This is a genomic window from Bacillus sp. HNG (assembly GCF_003400205.1).
Classification (GTDB): Bacteria; Bacillota; Bacilli; order Bacillales; family Bacillaceae_L; genus Ferdinandcohnia.
Genome location: NZ_QUQV01000004.1, coordinates 277338 through 297986 on the forward strand (window position 1 = coordinate 277338; position 20649 = coordinate 297986).

Sequence of the window (20649 nt, forward strand, 5' to 3'; positions counted from 1 at the left end):
TTTCCTCCTCTCAATTATATTGAAATCCCAATAATGGCTGTTTAATCATCTTTGGAGGTTGAGATGGGAATTCAATGTTTATGTCAATTCGATTGTCGATGGATATATCCTTCTTTTTTATAAAAAATGAGGAAAAAGTCCCCTTTTTTAATTAAGGCAGGTTCGCTGTTCCTGGAAAAAGTGGTGAAGAATGGACCTGTCCCCTTGACCCCACGCGGAGAGTTTTGTATTCTAGAGTTGGAGGATATATTCTCTTTTAAACAAACTGGAGGAATATTTCTTCAAAACCTTTCTAATCAAAAAAGGAGAATTTTTATGCCAAAAACAGAGAAAGTAAATCCGTTATTAATTATCAACTCTGTATATAACTCACTTACGAAAACAGAACAAAAGGTAGCAGACTATATAATGGTCAATCATGCGGAAGCCGTATATTCCTCTGTTACGGATTTAGCGGAAGTTGTTGGGGTTGGCGAGACAACGGTTTTACGTTTTTGCCGAAAATTAGGCTATCGAGGGTTTCAGGAATTTAAATTAGCAGTCGCACAAAATCTCATGGAAGCAGATGAACAGGTTTACGGGAAAATAGATGAAGATGATTCCGTTGATGTAATCGCAAAAAAGATTGCCAACCAAAATGTAAGTGCTTTAAATGATACAGTGGCACTTCTTCAAGATAAAACATTACAGCTAGCGGTAGAAAAGATTAATAATGCTAAGAAAATCTTTTTCTTTGGCGTGGGTTCATCAGGCTTTACGGCTTTAGATGGCAAACATCGCTTAATGAGACTAGGCTATAATACGGAGCATGTCTCTGATTCGCATATCATGTCAATGACTGCTTCGCTATTAGGAGAAGAGGATTTAATTATTGCGATCTCTTCATCGGGGAGCACGAAGGACGTTGTTGATGCGATTGAAATTGCGAAGGAAAACAAGGCGTATATCATTTGTATCACAAACCAAGCGAGGTCACCAATCACTAAATATGCGGATTTAATTCTTCTAGCTGCAAATAAAGAATCTCCATTTGAAGGTGGCATTTTTTCTTCCAAGATTGCTCAGCTTTTACTATTAGATGTTCTAGCAACGACCGCTGCCTTAAATAATAAAGAACAAGCATCTAGAGCTATTAAAAATACTGCAGAATCCGTTCTGGACAAATTGTACTAATACAACTAGTAGAAAAAGGTGGTAATCATGGTTTCTTCAAATAATAAACTATTTGAAGTTCTAGAATATATCGTAGATTTGGTTCTATTAAACTTTTTATTTATTATATGTTCACTTCCTTTAGTAACAGCATATCCTGCCTTTGTTGCTCTGGTGGGGGCTATCAAATATACATCAGAAGAGGATCCAACACCTGCATGGAAACTATTTTTCAAGCTATTTTACAATTATTTAAAAAAAGGGTTGAAACTTTGGTTGGCTCTTCTTTTGGTATCAGTTGTCATCATTGGGGACATCATTGCTGCTTTTTATATGCCAAATGTCCTCCAAAACTTTCTTCTTCCTTTTAATATCATTGTGATTCTTGTTTTTTTCGGGGTATTTAGCTATCTTACAAAACTATTTATTTTGGGAGAACATCATTTTAAAACGTTAGTGGTCCGGAGTTTTTTTCTCTTCTTTAGGAAACCGCTAAAACCCTTACTCATCACGATTATCAATGGCTTTATCGTTATTTTATCTATCTATTTAAGGTTTGTTCCGTTTGTTATTGGCTTTAGTCTTCTAGCATTCACCTATTATTTTCTGATGTTTGCACGGGATCATGAAATGGAGAATAGTTAGATTAGAATAAAAAATGGAGATTTTTTTATTTTTTTACAAAAAAGGTGGATTAAATCTCCAAAAGGTGATACATTTTTAATAGAGAGTTGATTCTCTGATGAAAGCGCTTAATAAATCCTGGTTTTGAAGTCTAATAGGGGGTGCACAAAAACAATTACTATTAGGACTCGAAACTCAAAAAATCCAACGAGGTGAGAAAAATGAGTAGATTCAAAAAAGTACTATCTGTAGCTATGGTGTTTTTACTTGTTTTAGGTGTCTTAGCTGCATGTGGCTCTGAAGATTCAGGAGCAAAAGATTCAGGCTCAGATTCAAAAAAAGGCGGAGACGAAAAAGCAACAGTTGAGTTTTGGACAATTTCGCTTCAACCAACATTTAATGACTATTTCAATGATCTTATTGCAAAGTATGAGGAAGAAAATCCAAATGTAAAGATAGATTGGAAAGACTTCCCGTATGATGCCGTTCAAAACAAATTATTAACAAGTATTGCAAGTAAACAAGCTCCAGACGTAGTTAACTTAAATACTGAGCTTGCGAACCAAATGGCTTCAAAAGGTGCATTGGTTGACTTCAACCAACAATTAACAGATGAGCAAAAAGGAATCTATTTTGAAGGAATCTATGATTCTACTGCACAAGGTGAAGGTGTATATGCGCTTCCTTGGTATACAGGTATTCCAGTCCTTTATATCAATACAGAGTTAGCGGAAAAAGCTGGCCTTGATATAAATACTCCACCAGCAACAAAAGCAGACTTAGCAGATTGGGGTAAACAAATTCAAGATAAAACGGGTGCTTTTGGATACGTATTCACAATGGAAACTCGTTCCATTCTTGAAGAAGGCTTTAAAATTGTCGAAGGTGATAAAGCTGTATTCAATAACGACGAAGTTAAAGAATATATCCAAAGCAATATTGATTTAATTGGTGATGGGGTAATTCCTAAAGATATTCCTGCATTCGATAAGCAAGTTCAATTATTTGGTAGTGAGCAAGTAGCGATGATTATCTCAAGCTCTTCATTTATTAACCAATTGAAAACGGCTTCACCTGATGTATATGAAAAAACAATCGCAGTTCCAGCTCCACTTGGAAAAGCAGGAATTCGTTTTACAAACTCTATGAATCTAGTTGTTCCAAAGGATTCGAAGAATGTTGATGCAGCAACTGCTTTTGCACATTATGTAACAAACGATGCAAACCAATTGGCATTCTCTGAAGTAGCAAGCACACTTCCATCTACTAAGGAAGCTGCAAAGAATGAATTCTTCTATAAGAATGATGGCACTTTAGAGGGACAAGCTTTAACTGCTTCTGTTGAAAGCTTAGATAAAGCAACAGACTTTTATCTTGGAATTGAAAACGCTAACGATGTGAATAAAACATTAAATAAGCATCTTCAAAACATCTACATCAATGATCAAGATCTTGATGCTGAGCTTGAAGCAGCAGAAAAAGAAATTAATGATATTTTAGCTCGCTAATATATGAAAATTGAATGGGCAGATGAATTTCTGCCCATTTTCAATAGGAGGGAAATACCCATGGGAAAGAAAAGAGCTTCCGGTTATAGCCGATTTACCGAGGTTCAAACAGCCTGGCTTTTCATGGCACCAGGGTTACTATTACTTGCTCTTTTTACCTTTTGGCCGATTATTTTCAGTGTTCCTTTGGCGTTTACCAACTATTCGGTTATCGGTGAAACGAGTTTCGTAGGACTTGACAACTTTAAACGTGCATTTTCTGACGTTGATTTTATTGCTTCGATTAAAAACTCTCTATTATATATGATTATCGTACCTTTTATCCAAATCATCTCTATCTTAATGGCTATTTTAGTGAATCGAAATATAGCGGGTATTAAGTATTTCAGAACAGCCTATTATATTCCAGTTGTAACATCGATGGTTGCAGTTGCAATTATCTGGGGCTGGTTAATGAGCTCAAACGGGGTTCTAAACTACCTCTTAATGTCAGTTGGGATCATTAGTGAAAAAGTAAACTGGCTATCTGATAAAGACACAGCACTTTGGGCTTTAATGTTTATAACCTTATGGAAGGGCCTAGGGTATTACATGATGATCTATCTTGCGGGCCTTCAAGCAGTTCCAACGGATTGTATCGAGGCAGCAAAAATTGATGGTGCGAGTAACTTCCAAATCATTCGTAAGATTACCATTCCTTTATTAAAGCCATATGTGTTCTTCTGTACACTCATTTCCTTAATGGCAGCGATTCGTGTATTTGATGAAGTTTTCGTCTTAACTTCTGGTGGTCCTGGTAATGCAACCTTAACGAGCAGTGTGTATATCTACCAACAAGGTTTCGAACAATTTGAGTTTGGTTATTCATCTGCATTAGGCTTGATTGTTAGTTTCATTATTATGTTCTTTAGTATTTTCATCTTCGTGTTTAACAAGAAGGGTGGTGTAAATCCATATTAATATGGATGGGCCTATGAAAAAAAAGAACCTACTAAAAAAAATTCTCAATAAAACCTTCGTTTATGCGTTGTTAATCATTTTTGCGCTATTTATGATGGGACCATTCTTATGGCTGTTAAGTGTATCACTGATGCCAGGGAAAAATATCTTTGCTTTTCCACCTGCGATACTTCCAACCTTTATTGATTTCAAAAACTATTTGGAAGTATGGGAGTATATGGACTTTCTTAAATATATCTGGAATACGGTGATTATCACCTTCCTAGGTGTTACCTTTAGTATTCTATTTAGTGCGTTAACTGCATATCCATTAGCTATTTTTAAATTTAAAGGAAGAAACTTTATTTTCTTGTTACTCGTTTCTACGATGATAATTCCTGCAGCTGCAGGCCTAGTTGTTAACTATTTAACGATTAATAAAATGGGATTAATTAATACCTTTACTGGAGTAGTTCTTCCTACGCTTGTTTCCGTATTTAACGTATTCCTGTTCAGACAGGCATTCATGGGAATTCCAACAGATATTAGGGACTCTGGAAAAATGGACGGAGCTTCCGAACTTCGAATTTGGGGTCAATTGATGATGCCAATGATCAAACCAGCTGTAGCGGTTGTTGGATTATTTGAATTTATGGCGAACTGGAATAGCTTCTTATGGCCAATCATAGTGTTAAATACAGAAAAATACCCATTAGCCTCAGCATTGAGCTTTTTAAATGGTCAGTTTTCATATAACTTTGGGTGGATTGCTGCCGGCACGGTCATTTCGGTATTACCAATCATCTTCGTCTTTTTATTCACTCAAAAATATTATATGGAAGGTATTTCAGGTGCGGTTAAAGGATAAATCATCTGAAATAAAAAGTACTAAGAAAAAGGGAGATTTCGAATGTACAAAATTGCTTATATCCCATTAGACGAACGCCCATGTAACTATGATTTTCCTAACCTTCTAACAGGGAACAAAGACTCCTCTTCCAATGGGAAAGTGAATCTAGTAAGACCCAATTTGGAACTGATGGGGGATAAAAAGGTACCAGGAAACACAGAGAAAATGTGGGAATGGCTTTACGAGGAAGCTACGGATGCGGATGGTCTGATTCTTTCATTAGATACGTTGTTATATGGAGGAATTATCCCGTCCAGATTGCATCATCTAACTTTGGATGAGTGTAGGAATGCACTCGCCAGGCTTTCACGAATTAAAGAAATTAATCCAAATGTAAAAATATACGCATTCAATTTAATTATGAGATGTCCAAAGTATTCAAGCAGTGATGAGGAACCGGACTATTATGAAGACTGGGGAAGTGAAATTTTCCAATATGGGAAGTTGCATCATCTCATTTCTGCCAATCTTGCATCGGAAGAAGAAAAAAAGCAGTACGAAAATCTAAAACAACAGATTCCAAAAGAGGTTGTTGATGATTATCTATCTAGAAGAAAAATCAATGTTGAAGTAAATAAGCTTGCACTCGAATTTGTGAGTAATGGAACGATTGATTTTATGATCATTCCGCAGGATGATTCCGCACCTTACGGATGGACAGCGATAGATCAGCAGGAGGTTAGAGGAGCGATTGCCTCTCATAATCTTGAGCTAGATGTGTATATGTATCCTGGGGCAGATGAGGTTGGGTGTACGTTGCTCGCCAGAATGATCAATAGCTTTAAAGGAAAAAGACCATTGGTATACCCAGTTTTCTCAAGCAATCAAGGCCCTTCTGTCACACCGTTATATGAAGATCGTCCCTTAATGGAGACTCTTAAATATCAAATATTGGCAGCAGGTGGACTCATGACTTCGAATATCGCTGAAGCTGATTTTGCGTTATTTGTAAATTCGCCAGTCGAGCCAATGATGGAGGCTGCCTACCAGGATCAGCTAAGTACAAAATATCAGGTGAATCGAAACCTAATCGATTTTGTAGAGCAGCTTGAATATACAGTAAAAGAACGAAACATTCCATGCGTAGTGGGCGATGTTGCCTTTGCGAATGGTTCAGATTTAGGACTGTTAAAGCTATTAAAAAGAAAAAATCTTCTTTTTAGATTAGCTGGATACGCAGGCTGGAATACAAGTTCAAATACACTCGGAACATGCATTGCACAAGGAATGATTCACAATGTGTATGGTAGCTCACAAACTCATAAGAATTTTCTTGCCTTACGCTATGTCGAAGATGCTGGATATTGCAGCGTCGTCAGAAAAAATATCACAAATAACGTGTTACCTGAATTAGGCTATGACTATTTCCTTCTGGACGGGAAACGCGGCAAGGTTTCTGAAATGGTCCTAAAACAATTAAACGAGTTTATCAAGGAAAATCTTAGTGGTGAAGAAAACGATCTACTCATTAAAGAATGCTACATGCCTTGGAACCGTATGTTTGAAGTTGGTTTGGATGTTGAACATATACCTAGAGTAAATAACTAGTCGTTTATAAAGGAGTTATTGCAATGATGAAGCAAGAATCTACAGATGTCGTGGTAATAGGCGGAGGTTTAGGTGGCTGCATGGCCTCACTAGCTGTTGCCAAAATGGGCTTAAAGGTCATTATGACGGAAGAAACAGATTGGCTGGGTGGACAACTTACAAGTCAGGCAGTACCTCCTGATGAACATAAATGGATTGAAAGATATGGTCGTACCGATACGTATCGGGAATTTAGAGATCGCGTACGCCAATATTACCGTGACAATTATCCGCTCACAAAGGAAGCAAAGGAAAATGACATTTTGAACCCAGGTAATGGCTGGGTGAGCCGATTGGCACATGAACCAAAGGTGGCGTTAAAAGTCATTGAGGATATGCTCGCCCCATATATAAACAGCGGAAAAATAAAGGTCTTATACAACTATAAGCCTTTGGAGGCGAAGACAGAAGAAGATGTTGTAAAATCCGTCACGGTGACACACATCTCTGAGCCTCGAAAAATTGAGTTGGTCGGTCGATACTTTTTAGATGCTACCGAATGTGGCGATGTTTTACCAATCGCAGGTGTCGAATTTGTTTCAGGTGCCGAATCTAGAGAACAAACTGGGGAACCTCACGCTTTAGAAGAAGCAAATCCACTTGATATGCAATCCTTTACCTATGTGTTTGCAGTGGATTATGTGGAGGGTGGAAATTTTGTAATCGATAAGCCAGAACAATATGAGTTTTGGCGTGAATATATGCCAAGCTTCTCGCATTTACCACTTTTCAGTTGGTATGCAACAGATGCTGATGATACATCAAAGTTAAAGCAATTTACCCTATTCCCTAATGATCAAGGGATCCCTTCCTTATTTACCTATCGAAGAATACTAGATACAGAGAATTTGGAAGGGAATTTATACGAAGGTGATATTTCCCTCATCAATTGGGCACAAAATGACTATTTTCTTGGACCAATCTATGGAGTGCCAGAAGAAGAAGTCGAAAAAAACTTATTTAATGCAAAACAACAAAGCTTATCCCTTTTATACTGGCTGCAAACAGAAGCACCAAGACTCGATGGAGGAAAGGGCTTCCCTGGCTTAAGGCTTCGTAAAGATGTATTGGATACAGAGGATGGGCTTGCAAAATATCCGTACATTCGTGAATCCAGAAGAATTAAAGCGGTTTATACTATTACCGAAAAGGATGTAAGTAAAGAAATCAGAGGGGACAAAGGGATATGTGAGTATTTCGATAGTGTCGGAGTTGGAAGCTATCATTTAGATTTGCACCACACAACGGTTTCAAACCGAAGCTTCTATATTCCAAACTATCCATATGAAATACCGCTAGGAGCTCTACTACCAGTACGTGTGAAGAATCTGATCCCTGCTTGTAAAAATATTGGGACCACCCAGATTACAAATGGATGCTACAGACTTCACCCAACGGAATGGAATATTGGAGAATCAGCGGGATATTTAGTAGCTTACTCCCTATTAAACAATGTGACTCCACATCAGGTAAGGGAAGACCAGAATCACTTAGAGGAATATCAAAATCTATTAACAAATCGTGGCGTTCAGATTCATTGGCCAGCGGATATTGACCTATAAGTACGTGTTCAAAAAGGAGGATGAAAAGGACCAAGAAGTTCAAGGCGGTGCAGCTTTGAGTACCGGAGCGTATGCAGTTAATACGTGAGGAACGGAAAAGCAAGCCAACGCAGAAATTCGATGTGTCATTTTCACCGGACGTTTTGAACAACCATTATAAGGAGGAGCCCAAATGGAACAACCAAACATACTATGGGTGGATTTTTTAGCAAATGCTACTCGTTTATTAGAGCCAGAAAAAATGAAAGAGCTTATTCAACACGCCCTAAAATGTAAAATTACCCATTTAGTCGTGGATGCAAAAATTCCATATGGATTTACTACCTATCCAAGTGAATTTGCATACCATGTGAGTGAATTGAAGGATGAACAGTACCATACTTGGAAGGGTCGAGATTTTCTTCAGGAAATGATTCATCATGCCAAAGGATCAGGCTTGAAGGTTATTGCGAATGTCGATGTATTTGCAGAAGGAAATGGAATCGATAAAGAAGGAATGGTATATGACAAGCCAGAGTGGCAGGTCGTTCATTATAACGAGGCACTTTCGAATATGCCGACAGCTGCGGAAAATCACAATGACCCAACGGTTTTTGTGAATCCGATTCATCCAGAGGTTGAAGCCTATGAACTAAATATTATTCAAGAAATTGTCCGTAACTATGAAATAGATGGTGTTGTTTTAGATAGATGTCGTTACCCGAATATTTATGGAGATTTTAGTAGCTTAAGTCGCTCAAAATTTGAAGCTTATATCGGTGCAGAGGTTAAACATTGGCCAGAAGATATTATGACGCTTGAGGACAAGAAACCTGCTTTTGGCCCCCATTTTCCGAAATGGGCAGAGTTCAGAGCTAAAAACATTAAAAACTTTGTAAAGAAAGCAAAAAATGTGGTTAAAACACAGAATTCAGATCTCATTTTTACGATATATGTGGGTTCATGGTATCCATTGTATTATAACGAAGGCGTTAACTGGGGAAGTGAAACCTATCAGCCAACATTGGATTGGACTGCTGAGACGTACCACACATCTGGATATGCAGAGGAATTTGATTTTATCATGACAGGCTGCTATTACCCAGAGGTTACGATTGAGGAAGCGTTAATGAATGAAAGACCTGCAACTTGGTACAGTGTGGAAGGTGCAATTGAAATGAGTAAGGAAGCGATTAATGGGCGAATTCCTGTGATTGCAAGCCTATTCTTAAAAGATTATGACAACAACGTAGAACAATTTAAGAAAGCCGTCCAGCTTTGTAAGGGGAAATCGGATGGAGTTATGCTGTTTGACACAGTGTATTTAGAGGATTATCAGTGGTGGAATGAGCTAGAGGAGACCATTTAACTTTATCCAGTTTGGGTATAACCCCCCTAACTGAATATAGTTAGAGCCTCCGGCGGATGCCACAGATTTTAAAAGGAAACTTTTCGAGCAAAGGATCAAAGACTAAGATCGCCACGTCCTGTGGCAACGTCTTTGTGACCCACATCGTGTGGGCCTAAAAAATCTGGGCTCAAATACGCCAAGGCGCATTTGATTTATCAATCTTAGATTGCAACTGGAGTGTATGAAAATGGAGAAGAAACAAGCGTTTTTTGACAAAATATATAGAAAGTTAGTTGTGTCTTGTCAAGCCTTGCCTGATGAGCCTCTTCATAGCTCCTATATCATGAGTAAAATGGCGGTAGCTGCAACCGAAGCAGGTGCAAGTGGTATACGGGCTAACAGTGTAGAAGACATCCATGAAATTAAAAAGGTAACCAACCTGCCAATAATCGGTATCATTAAACAGGACTATGACAATTCCGATGTGTTTATCACCCCAACCACGAAGGAAATTGACCTTCTTGTGGCTGAAGGTGTAGATATGATTGCGTTGGATGCAACAAGCAGGGTGCGGCCAGATGGTCATACGATCTCAGAGATTTTTCCAGAAATCAGACGTAAATATCCCAATCAACTGTTTATGGCGGATTGCTCGACCTTAGAAGAGGGCATTCAAGCGGAAAAATTGGGATTTGATGCTGTTGGAACAACATTATCGGGATACACAGAATATACGAAGAATGTACACTTACCCAATATTGAGTTGATCAAACAATTTGTCGAGCATTTGAGTGTACCAGTCATTGCAGAAGGTGGAATTTCGTCACCTGAAGAATTGAAGGAAGTCTTTGCAACAGGTGTTCACTCAGCGGTCGTAGGGTCTGCAATCACACGTCCACAAGAAATTACAAAAAGATTCTTACAAGCAATAAGCGACATGGGGACAGGTTCCTTGTCCCTTTAAAAAAGTAGTGGGTCCCCGTGACCCACTCTTGACCTATATAGAGGTGAGAAAAAGATGAAAATATTTGCTGCGGATATTGGTGGGACATCGATTAAAATTGGTGTAACGAATGAGAATGGTGAGATTCAGATATTTGATGAGGTCGAAACGGAAAGAAAAAAAGGTGGACCTGCTATTATTCGAAAATTAGAGGATATCATCGCTAAGTACCCAGATATTGACGCAATCAGTATTAGTACAGCTGGTCAAGTGAATAGTGAGGAAGGCTATATTATCTATGCAAATGACAATCTACCAAACTATACCGGTACCAGAATTAAAAATCTCCTAGAATCAAAGTTTCATGTACCTGTAAAGGTAGAAAATGATGTAAATGCAGCAGCTCTTGGCGAAAAGTATTTTGGGGTTGGTAAGGAATATCACGATTTTCTCTTTTTAACCTTCGGGACTGGTATTGGTGGCGCCATCGTAATTGAATCAAAGCTGCATCGAGGTTTTACTGGTAGTGCAGGAGAATTCGGGCATATGAATCTTTACCCGAACGGTATCCCTTGTGGTTGTGGAAAACGAGGATGCTATGAACAATATGGCTCTACAACAGCCCTCATTAGGGAAGCGAAAAAGGTAAATCCTGATTGTACAAACGGAAGACAGTTGTTTGAAATGATTCAACTTGGTGATGAACGGTTATATGAAGTACTTGATAATTGGACAAATGAAATCGCTCTTGGTCTTGCCAGTTTAATTCATATCTTTAACCCTCCTTGTATCATTTTAGGTGGAGGGATTATGGAACAGGAATTGTCTATTAAACTTGTTTCTGAAAAGGTTCAGCAACACATTATGGATAGTTATTCAGGTGTGAAGATTTTGAGATCCAAGTTTGGCAACAAAGCTGGACTATATGGGGCAATTTCGTTGCACAAATTTAGCTAAAAGGGGCTAAATATAATGAAAAAAAATAATCGTGAATTTTATAGTTCCCACTTAAATAAAACAATAGATTACATGGTTTTAACGGTAAGCGAAAACATTGAAGATGCGTATATCTTATATGTCCAGGATGGCAGGGACTATTTAGAGTTGGGGGGACTGGAGAAAGCTGTTCAAAATTTAGTACGTACAAATCCGGAGCTGGCCAATCGCCTCGTGTTCGTCCTAATCCACCCTGGAGATTCACACGAAAGATGGGATTCATTTAGTAGAAATGGATCTTCCTTTAGACATTTTATTCGTTTTATGAATGATGAATTTATCCCGGAGTTTGAAAGAAACCAAGGGGCTACCATCTCTAGAAGAGGTCTTCTAGGGGACTCCTTAGCGGGAAATATTAGCCTAAATATCGCATTAGAAAAGCCGGAAATGTGGACGCACTTATTGCTTCAGTCTCCGGCTATTTCTGATGGAGATATTGGACAGCTAGAGGATTTGGAATTACCTGCGTGGAACGTGTATCAGACCGTGGGGATTTATGAAGATGAATTTGTATCCTCAATATCTAATGAAAAACTATTTATTTTGACTAGGAATCGTCAATTATATAGAAGCTTTTTATCGAAAAAAGTAAAAGTAAAATATATCGAGTCTGAAGATGAACATCTATGGAAGGTTTGGGAAAGGGACCTACCTAACCTATTGGAGTTTTTTGTGAAGGAGGTTTGACATGAAGATCCATTTTACAGGTGAATTATCCGAAGTTTTAGAGGGGATTTCAATTCTCCGTGAAGATTTAAATATAGAAATTGCAGAGAATGGATACACAGTTGAGGTAATAAATCGTCAAGGACCTTTAGTTGTGACGAACAAACAGATCATCTATGATAAAAAGTTCCATTTTTTCAGGGGTTTAGGACTGTGGCTGCAACACATGGGAATAAACAAAGAATTCCATCTAACAGAAGTACCTCAATTTGAAACAAGTGGTGCGATGATTGATGTTTCGAGAAACGCAGTGCTGACTGTTGATGGAATAAAAATGCTTTTACGTAAAATGGCTGTAATGGGCTTAAACATGGTCATGGTCTATACAGAGGATACGTATGAGGTTCCGGAGGTTCCTTATTTCGGATATATGCGTGGAAGATACACAGAGGAAGAAATAAGGGAATTTGATGAGTATGCCCATCAATTAGGGATCGAGATGATACCGTGCATTCAAACATTGGCTCATTTAAAAGAGGCGTTGAAATGGGGATATGCAAACGAGGTTAAAGATACCGATGATATTTTGCTAGTTGGTGAACCGAAAACATATGAACTCTTAAAGAAATTAATTGAGACTGCTTCGAGGCCATATCGAACAAAAAGAATTCATATTGGCATGGATGAGGCCTTGCAGCTAGGACGCGGTAAGTACATGGAGAAAAATGGGTATAATAATCGATTCGACATTATGAATCAGCATCTTCAGGAAGTCGTAAAAATTACCGAGGAATTCGGCTTGCACCCAATGATTTGGAGTGATATGTATTTCCGTTTGGCTTCTCGGGAGGGCAATTATTACGATTTTGATGAGTCATTGTTGGAACAAGTGAAACAGTCAATTCCGAATGTACAAATGGTCTACTGGGACTACTATCATGCAGATGAAGCATTTTACGAGGGAATGCTAGAGACCCATAAAAAGCTCGATCCAGATCCTCTTTTTGCAGGAGGATTATGGACCTGGAACGGAATTTCACCGAACTACGCCAGAGCATTTAGGAATACGGAAGCGGCTTTAAACGCCTGTAAAAAAATAGGAATTAAAGAAGTCTTTGCAACCATGTGGGGAGATAATGGAGCGGAAACCCCGATTCAAACTGCGCTTCCTGGATTACAATTGTTTGCGGAACATACGTATCATCAAGAAGTGAGAAGAGAGCATTTGGAAGAGCGATTCTACCACTGCACAGGTTATCAGCTAAATGATTTCCTTTTATTGAATCAATTTGATGAAATACCAGGGGTTATGGAGGATAACTTATATTCTTCGAACCCATCTAAATTTTTGCTTTGGCAGGATGTATTATTGGGATTGTTTGATGAAAATATAAAGGGATTTCCGATTGCAGATCATTACAGGGGTTTAGTGGATCAGATACGGGTAGCGAAGGAACGGAATCAAAGCATGGAGAAATTATTTCGTTTTTATGAGCAATTAGCAAGAGTCTTATGCATGAAGGCGGAAATTGGTATTGATTTAAAGTCAGCCTATGACAAAAGAGATAAAGCGAAAATTAAGGTCTGTCTTGAAAATCTAGAAATTCTAAAAGTAGGTATTGATAGATTAAGAAAGGCACATCGAGATGTATGGTTTTCCGTGAATAAACCTTTCGGATGGGAAGTTTTAGATATTCGATATGGCGGTATACTGACACGAATGGAAACAGCAGAGTATCGCTTGGAGCAATGGTTGAATGGAGAGATTTCAAAACTAGAAGAACTAGAAGAAGTACGCCTTCGATATGATGGCCCAGAACAATTCCCCGAAAACGTAACATTGGGAAGAGGCGAAACCTATAATCGGATTGTAACGGCTAGTAGTTTATAGGAGAGATGGTAGCGAATTGGGACGAGGGATCTGTCCTAATGCGCCACAGCAGGTTCCCTGTTCCTTAAGATAACTTGAAGACTAGCAATTGCTAGTCTTCTTTGTAATTGACGTGCTGTAAGAAGCGCATAAATAAAAAACGAAAGCGCAATTCTACAAATTAAAACGCAATTCCACCCCATTAAAACATAAATCCCCAAAATAAAGCGCAAATATCATACGAAAGACGCAAATTATCCATTATCGTAGTCCGAGCAGGGGACCAGAGGAACCGTCCCTGTGGTTCTTTTGAAATATGTAAAATGCAGGAAAAAATTAATATTAATATCCTACCCTCTGATATATAATATTCTGGACAGTATCTATTAATATCGGAATCAAGCAGGATGAAGTGTTGAAACTATCAATATAACGATTGAGGTGCACAATGAAAATCGTCTTTTTCGTTCTCGCAATAGCCTTTTCAGTTTTTTTAGTCTTTCTGAAAAAAGAAGAAGAAGTAAGCGGAGATGAAATAAATCCATCCGTTTTCAAGCACTTTCTAAATACCCTTGGGTTTAGTCTTATGGTCTTCTTTTACGGATGGTTTATTTTTAAGGAAGACCTGTTTCTCTGGTTCACTTTCTATGCGGGCATACTCTTCGTCTTTTTAGTAGGTTTAGCTGAAAAAAAGAACAAGCTGAGAGTATGGGTAGTCGGTTTTATCCTCATGACATTTCTATTTTGTGGGTTTCGAGTTCCAACCCATTCTCATTCATTTCAGCAGTGGGTAAGTGAAAACAAACAACTCTATTGCCCGAGTGGCTTTGATTGCGTAAAGGTGTCAACCTATATCGATGAAAAAGAAAACTTGGTTACAACTTCGGAAATCGTTCCAATAGTTAGTGACTACACAAACTGGTATCTCCTCTTCGCGACCGGTTACTTTTCTTACGAAGATAACAGCGGAAAAGAAGTGCATTACAAAGGAATCAATATTGCAGGTTGGTGGATTGAAACTTCTGATTAAAAAAGTTCCCTCATGCCAGTCACCACAGCAAGGTAATTTGGCTGGTGACTGGCATTTACTATTTCAAAATAGGAACCACTAGAACCGTCCCTCTGGTCCCGACTTGTACCCACAACAATTCATCCCTTTACCCTACTATATTTTCAATGTGTTTGACCCTAAAAGAGACTATTTTCCTATACTTAAACCCTCCAATACTCCTAAATCGACAAATTCCTACAAGACCAAATCCCGTTTTTAGCCCAATTTAACTATGACTTTTAGTGCTAGTCCCAGAAATAGTAATTTAGTATAGTGTGAATACCCAGAAAATTTTGTAACGTTTTGGTGTCGAAATTTTCGTGAAGGGGAAATTTTTATCTGTTTTCGTAGAATTATAGATTTTCGGACACGGGGACAGGTCCCTCGTCCCACAGACCTGGGACAGTGAACCTGTCCCTCTGTCCCAAAGTAAAAAGGGAGGATGAAAATGGCTAAGAGAATTACGGCATTATTACTAGTTTTACTACTTGCATTTAGTGGTAGCGCTTTTGCGTTTACTGGATTTACACCAAACCAACTAGATGCACAGAAACCAACGAACGACATCGTAAACAGAGAGGCAACAGATGTACCGAATATTGATCCAGACCAAGAGGTGCGTGTTGTTGTCGAAATGGATGGAGATGCTCCGGTCGAAGTAGCAACGAAAAAAGGGAAAAAGTACGATCAGCTTTCAAAAGGGGAAAGAAAGCAATTAGAAAAGGCTGCGAAGGACAAGCAAAAGGCAGCGAAAGATAAAATTAAAGGCAAAAAAGTAAACATCAAGTATGAGCAAGAATTCGATGCAATCGTAAATGGCTTCAGTGGAAAAGTGAAATACGAGGATATCGCAAAACTTAAAGAAGTCCCTGAAGTTAAAAATGTATACATCGCAACTGAGTATGAGCTTCCAGAAGAAGAAGCAGACATGAAGTATAGTAAAGAGTTAGTTGAAGCACAGCAAGTTTGGCGTGACTTCGGATACAAAGGGGAAGGCATGATTGTCGGAATCATTGACTCTGGAATTGACCCTTCTCACAATGATCTAGTCTTAACCAATAGTTCCTCAGCTGATTTATCAGAAGCTGACGTCAACAGTGCAATTTCTGAGTTTACCCTTCCAGGAAAGTTCTGGACTGAAAAAGTTCCTTATGGTTGGAACTACATGGATAACAATGATCACATTGTGGATGTAAATGCCGATACAAATATGCACGGTATGCACGTAGCTGGAACAGTTGCGGCAAACGGTGACGAAGAAAATGGCGGCATCCAAGGTGTTGCTCCAGAAGCACAATTACTTGCATTACGTGTATTTGGTGAAAATGTAGCAACTACTTACGGTGATATTTACATTAAAGCAATCGACGATGCAATTAAGTTAGGTGCAGACGTTCTTAACATGAGTCTTGGTTCCACAGCGGGATTTGTAGATGCTGAATCTCCTGAGCAACAAGCGGTTAAGCGTGCGGTTGATAATGGAGTTGTTATGTCCATTTCAGCTGGAAACTCTACGTATTTTGGAAATGGTTATTTCTATCCATATGCTTCAAATCCTGACTATGGGTTAGTAGGTTCACCTGGTGTATCCTATGATTCACTTCAGGTTGCTTCATTTGAAAACACGAACATGATCGTTGACGCTGTTAGTGTACAAGTAGGTGAGGGTGAACCATCTCCAGTTATGTATTTATCTGCAAGTCAGGCGAACCCTGTGGGTGGGACAAGCTATGAACTAGTAGACGCGGGCCTTGGAACTCCTGAGGATTTTGCTGGTAAAAATTTAGAGGGAAAATACGCATTAGTTCAACGTGGTTCAATCGGTTTTGTCGATAAAGCGTTAAATGCACAAAAAGCAGGTGCTGCAGGTGTATTCATCTATAACAACACAGATGGTACAGTAAGTATGGCGTCTGATGCAGCCATTACAATTCCACAATTATTCATGCTAAAAGCAGATGGCGATCGCTTTGCTGCGGCACTTAAAGGTGGTCAAACGGTTACCGTTTCATTTGATGGAAACCAAATGTCAATTCCAAACACAAATGCAGGAAAAATGAGTGACTTCTCATCTTGGGGAATTACGCCAAACCTTGATTTCAAACCAGAAATCACAGCTCCAGGAGGGCAAATTTACTCAACAATCAATGACAACAAATATGCGATTAAGAGTGGTACATCAATGGCGGCTCCACACGTATCAGGTGGTTCAGCGTTGGTATTAGAACGTGTAGATTCTGAATTCGCTCTTGAAGGTGCGGCAAGATCTGAGCTTGCAAAAAAATTCTTAATGAACACAGCTAGTCCGGTAGACTTTGGTGGAGCACCAGTTTCGCCGCGTCGTCAAGGTGCAGGGTTAATGCAGCTTCATGCAGCACTAACAACACCTGTTACAGTAACGGACTCAAACACAGGTGAAGCAAAGGTAGCTCTTAAAGAGGTAAAAGACAATGTTGTCACATTCTCGTTAACAGCTGAAAACCTATCTGACCAAGCGGTATCTTATGAAGTAACTGCAAGTGCTCAAACAGATGCTCCTGTTAATGGTGGAGGAGTATTTGTTTCAGCACCTAACATGTTTGGAGCAATCGATTTAGGCGGAGTTGCAACGGTTAATGGTCAAGCAACAAGCACAATCGAAGTACCTGCAAATGGTACAAAGACATTTGAAGTATCTGTAGATGTTAGTGAGTGGGATGAAGATTTAAAATCATACTTCACAAATGGTTATTGGTTAGAAGGTTTTGTAAAATTAACTGACCCAACCGATACAAATCCAGACTTAGTTGTACCTTATGTAGGTTTTAAAGGTAACTGGAATGCAGCACCAATTTTTGATGCACCAATTTGGGATGAAGCTACTTTCTATGGCACAACAGGAGTATTGTCACATGTTGGCGGAACAAGCTACGAATACTTAGGTGTCAACCAAGTAACAGGAGATATTGATACAGATCTAATTGCGATATCACCAAACGGCGATGGAAAGAACGATAGTGCAACCTATCTGCTTTCGTTTCTCCGAAATGCAAAAGAATTCAACCTATCTGTTCTAAATGAAGATCGAAAAGTTGTAAAAGAAATTACGTCCGAGGAATTTGTCCGCAAGAACTACTATGACGGTGGACAGGGCCAAATGTATTACCTAATCTCTAACTGGACGTGGGATGGAACAGTGCAAAATGGCAAGGTTGCTCCAGATGGCCAGTATTACTTACAGGCAGAAGCAACTCTTGACTATGACGGTGCCGAACCACAAACTCTAACAATCCCAGTAAAACTGGACGTAACAACACCGAAGGTAAAAACAAAATTAGATAAAGACGGTAAAACAGTCACTGTTGACATCTCCGACAAAACAAGTGGCGTAGCATACTGGGATGTATACGTCGATGGGAAACCAGTTACAGAGGCACCATACGTAAACGGTGAAACACAACACATTCTTGCTGAATCAGTTACAAAAGGTCAAACTGTAACAGTAGTTGCAGTCGACTATGCTGGTAACGTTACAACAAACGACGTAAAAATCGGCAACAACGGCAATAATGGAAACGCAGGAAACAAGAAAAACTAATCAATTAGACTAGCAATCAATTATTTGGTTGCTAGTCTTTTTATTTATGCAATTAGAAGAAAAAAGGTTTTAGCATATTATAGAACAATCCACTTATACCTTTCCTTGTGTTTAACGAAATAAGAGGTTATAAACCGTCGTTAGTCCAGGTCCTTTTCCGAATAAGTCAAATTGATGGGCAAACATCAAAGGGACTATGGACAAATTTAGCTTGTACCCACCCAGACCCTAATCAACGAATAGGAAAATTGCAAAAATTAGACGTTGTAGTAGCTTAAAAGAATAGGTGTAAATTCCCTATCCTTAATTGTATTGTTTATTTATAGATAGTAGTATATAGTAATGTTTTTATTAACTTACTTGTTAGCTAAACGTTTAGTATTGGTTATCTGCAATGAAACTAGGTCTTTGTGACTATTTAATTTACTAAAATGGGTATAAAGTCTCTTTTGTGTTTATTGTTTCTTATCTTATAGTAAATAAGGATTATTCATAAATCGTACGAAATGGCAAAATCATTGAAAAATGATAACGCAAAACTAAAGGGGTTACAAGTCTTTTGGACTATGCCAGCCAGCTCCCGAACACGAGGCTCCGTCGATTTATGTTCGGATCGAAAGGGGAATATGCGTGAAAAAAGCAATTTACAAATTAAAGTACTATTGGCACAGCATGCAATATAATAAACAAAAAGCCCTGTTTGAGGATTGTCGCTACGAGAAGGATAAAAAGTCGGATATAATATCAAAGATGCAATACCACGAGAGAGCTGCCCTCAACTATATTGCAAAGCAATAAAACAAAAACCTACCTAAACCTTAAAGAGAAGTGATCTTATGAGTCACTTCTCTTATTTAGTATTAATTGAAATCTTAATTTCGTACTTAGTTATTTAGCTAGAGCCTAACGGATAGTTTTTTGAAGGTCATAGCAATAGATTTTTCCGTTGAATTTTTTATTGGTTAAACAATAAATTTTAACTTTTTCTGAAACAGGTTTATTACAAATGGTACAATGTAGGATCAGAGTTAGTTTTTTCATTTGATGTATCTGTTTTTAATGCACGTTTATGCTGTTCTCTAACCTTTGGATCCGTAATATTAGCCTCTGTAAAGGCATTATAAATCCCAGAAATGTCTCCTTCAGTAAGGAGAGGTTCTTTGAGGTGAATTTTCAATACCGATACTTTCCGATGGATGAACTCTGACAACTCGATATCATATACAATTATTTCGTTAGACGTGATTTTACGGTACTCTAAGTCTACTTTAAATGTGCAGCGTTTTGTGAATGATACCATAGAGATAAATAAGTCATGGTATTTTTTATCAATACTCGCTGTCAATGCTTTTATATGGCCATAGTTTTGTGCAAAAGGGTTCATTATTTTAAACTTTCCATTAACCAACCATATCTTACGATCTTTACCCCTATATATATACCCTGATAGTTTTTCGTTTCAATGGCAAAGATACCATATGGAGTTAAAACCACATGATCAATTTGGGAATACCCTGATTTTGCTTTTTGATTTTTTACAAGGAGATCGCTAAGGTATCGAAACCCATTGGGAAGCTGATCGAGTTGTATGTCAATCCTGTATTCTCCTATTTCCCCTTTTCTAGTCGCGACCTGTTCATACGTACTTTTTAATTTGGTTGGATTATCTTGTTTTGTTTTTTCCTTTTTTGTCTTTAAAAAGTTCATGAATAATAGCATGTTATTCTCCTTGCAGTTTGATCTATCGCTATTGTAACTTTAATTGGGACAAAGGGACAGGTCCCTTGTCCCAGTCAGCGTAAAATGAATATTAGCGTACTACTCATTTACTTTCATCTGTACTAATCCCGAAATTTTATTTCAATCAAACGGTAGATTGGTTGTATAACGTAACAGTAACAAGCACTTTCAAATTCAAACAAACGCTTGATTGG

15 protein-coding genes, 1 pseudogene and 1 riboswitch are annotated in these 20649 nt (G+C 38.4%); of the genes and pseudogenes, 15 read left to right on the forward strand and 1 reads right to left on the reverse strand.

Annotated features, from left to right (window positions below; all coding sequences use genetic code 11):
- Positions 1-315 precede the first annotated feature (315 nt).
- From DZB84_RS10085 to DZB84_RS25245, 15 genes are all read left to right on the forward strand, one after another.
- Complete coding sequence (locus tag DZB84_RS10085) at positions 316-1173, forward strand: MurR/RpiR family transcriptional regulator (protein ID WP_116352124.1); 858 nt, start codon at positions 316-318, stop codon at positions 1171-1173.
- 27 nt (positions 1174-1200) lie between these two features.
- Positions 1201-1797, forward strand: coding sequence for a DUF624 domain-containing protein (locus DZB84_RS10090; RefSeq protein ID WP_116352125.1), 597 nt, complete (start codon positions 1201-1203; stop codon positions 1795-1797).
- 200 nt (positions 1798-1997) lie between these two features.
- Positions 1998-3284 carry an ABC transporter substrate-binding protein gene (locus DZB84_RS10095; protein ID WP_223254407.1) on the forward strand — a complete coding sequence of 429 codons (1287 nt, stop codon included), beginning with the start codon at positions 1998-2000 and terminating at the stop codon, positions 3282-3284.
- 60 nt (positions 3285-3344) lie between these two features.
- Complete coding sequence (locus DZB84_RS10100; RefSeq protein WP_116352127.1) at positions 3345-4244, forward strand: carbohydrate ABC transporter permease; 900 nt, start codon at positions 3345-3347, stop codon at positions 4242-4244.
- 13 nt (positions 4245-4257) lie between these two features.
- On the forward strand, positions 4258-5091 hold the full coding sequence (locus tag DZB84_RS10105) for a carbohydrate ABC transporter permease (RefSeq protein ID WP_223254408.1): 834 nt from the start codon (positions 4258-4260) through the stop codon (positions 5089-5091).
- Positions 5092-5133: 42 nt separating this feature from the next.
- Complete coding sequence (locus tag DZB84_RS10110; RefSeq protein WP_116352129.1) at positions 5134-6681, forward strand: DUF4127 family protein; 1548 nt, start codon at positions 5134-5136, stop codon at positions 6679-6681.
- Positions 6682-6704: 23 nt separating this feature from the next.
- Complete coding sequence (locus DZB84_RS10115) at positions 6705-8282, forward strand: FAD-dependent oxidoreductase (RefSeq protein ID WP_116352130.1); 1578 nt, start codon at positions 6705-6707, stop codon at positions 8280-8282.
- Between the two features lie 172 nt (positions 8283-8454).
- The gene (locus DZB84_RS10120) at positions 8455-9630 is read left to right on the forward strand and encodes an alpha amylase family protein (protein ID WP_116352131.1); all 1176 of its coding nucleotides are present in this window, start codon (positions 8455-8457) and stop codon (positions 9628-9630) included.
- A 229-nt stretch (positions 9631-9859) separates the two neighbouring features.
- Positions 9860-10576, forward strand: coding sequence for an N-acetylmannosamine-6-phosphate 2-epimerase (locus DZB84_RS10125; RefSeq protein ID WP_116352132.1), 717 nt, complete (start codon positions 9860-9862; stop codon positions 10574-10576).
- Between the two features lie 54 nt (positions 10577-10630).
- Positions 10631-11512: an ROK family protein gene (locus tag DZB84_RS10130; RefSeq protein ID WP_116352133.1), complete on the forward strand. Its 882-nt coding sequence runs from the start codon at positions 10631-10633 to the stop codon at positions 11510-11512.
- Positions 11513-11527: 15 nt separating this feature from the next.
- Entirely contained in the window at positions 11528-12238 is a 711-nt protein-coding gene (locus tag DZB84_RS10135) for an alpha/beta hydrolase (protein WP_116352134.1), read from the forward strand.
- A 1-nt stretch (position 12239) separates the two neighbouring features.
- A complete protein-coding gene (locus tag DZB84_RS10140) occupies positions 12240-14108 on the forward strand; it encodes a beta-N-acetylhexosaminidase (RefSeq protein ID WP_116352135.1) in 1869 nt (622 codons plus the stop codon).
- 427 nt (positions 14109-14535) lie between these two features.
- A complete protein-coding gene (locus DZB84_RS10145) occupies positions 14536-15117 on the forward strand; it encodes a hypothetical protein (protein ID WP_116352136.1) in 582 nt (193 codons plus the stop codon).
- 469 nt (positions 15118-15586) lie between these two features.
- Complete coding sequence (locus DZB84_RS10150; RefSeq protein WP_116352137.1) at positions 15587-18715, forward strand: S8 family serine peptidase; 3129 nt, start codon at positions 15587-15589, stop codon at positions 18713-18715.
- 498 nt (positions 18716-19213) lie between these two features.
- Positions 19214-19300, forward strand: a riboswitch (cyclic di-GMP riboswitch).
- Between the two features lie 45 nt (positions 19301-19345).
- Positions 19346-19513 carry a hypothetical protein gene (locus tag DZB84_RS25245; RefSeq protein ID WP_223254409.1) on the forward strand — a complete coding sequence of 56 codons (168 nt, stop codon included), beginning with the start codon at positions 19346-19348 and terminating at the stop codon, positions 19511-19513.
- 202 nt (positions 19514-19715) lie between these two features.
- On the opposite strand, the pseudogene DZB84_RS25640 reads toward DZB84_RS25245, so the two are convergent.
- A pseudogene (locus DZB84_RS25640) lies at positions 19716-20434 on the reverse strand (nuclease-related domain-containing protein).
- Positions 20435-20649 lie beyond the last annotated feature (215 nt).

Coding starts and splice junctions, on each gene's coding strand:
- DZB84_RS10115 (WP_116352130.1), top strand. CDS start 6,705: ATGATGAAGCAAGAATCTACAGATGTCGTGGTAATAGGCGGAGGTTTA.
- DZB84_RS10135 (WP_116352134.1), top strand. CDS start 11,528: ATGAAAAAAAATAATCGTGAATTTTATAGTTCCCACTTAAATAAAACA.
- DZB84_RS10095 (WP_223254407.1), top strand. CDS start 1,998: ATGAGTAGATTCAAAAAAGTACTATCTGTAGCTATGGTGTTTTTACTT.
- DZB84_RS10110 (WP_116352129.1), top strand. CDS start 5,134: ATGTACAAAATTGCTTATATCCCATTAGACGAACGCCCATGTAACTAT.
- DZB84_RS10130 (WP_116352133.1), top strand. CDS start 10,631: ATGAAAATATTTGCTGCGGATATTGGTGGGACATCGATTAAAATTGGT.
- DZB84_RS10105 (WP_223254408.1), top strand. CDS start 4,258: ATGAAAAAAAAGAACCTACTAAAAAAAATTCTCAATAAAACCTTCGTT.
- DZB84_RS10085 (WP_116352124.1), top strand. CDS start 316: ATGCCAAAAACAGAGAAAGTAAATCCGTTATTAATTATCAACTCTGTA.
- DZB84_RS10090 (WP_116352125.1), top strand. CDS start 1,201: ATGGTTTCTTCAAATAATAAACTATTTGAAGTTCTAGAATATATCGTA.
- DZB84_RS10145 (WP_116352136.1), top strand. CDS start 14,536: ATGAAAATCGTCTTTTTCGTTCTCGCAATAGCCTTTTCAGTTTTTTTA.
- DZB84_RS10100 (WP_116352127.1), top strand. CDS start 3,345: ATGGGAAAGAAAAGAGCTTCCGGTTATAGCCGATTTACCGAGGTTCAA.
- DZB84_RS10120 (WP_116352131.1), top strand. CDS start 8,455: ATGGAACAACCAAACATACTATGGGTGGATTTTTTAGCAAATGCTACT.
- DZB84_RS10125 (WP_116352132.1), top strand. CDS start 9,860: ATGGAGAAGAAACAAGCGTTTTTTGACAAAATATATAGAAAGTTAGTT.
- DZB84_RS10150 (WP_116352137.1), top strand. CDS start 15,587: ATGGCTAAGAGAATTACGGCATTATTACTAGTTTTACTACTTGCATTT.
- DZB84_RS10140 (WP_116352135.1), top strand. CDS start 12,240: ATGAAGATCCATTTTACAGGTGAATTATCCGAAGTTTTAGAGGGGATT.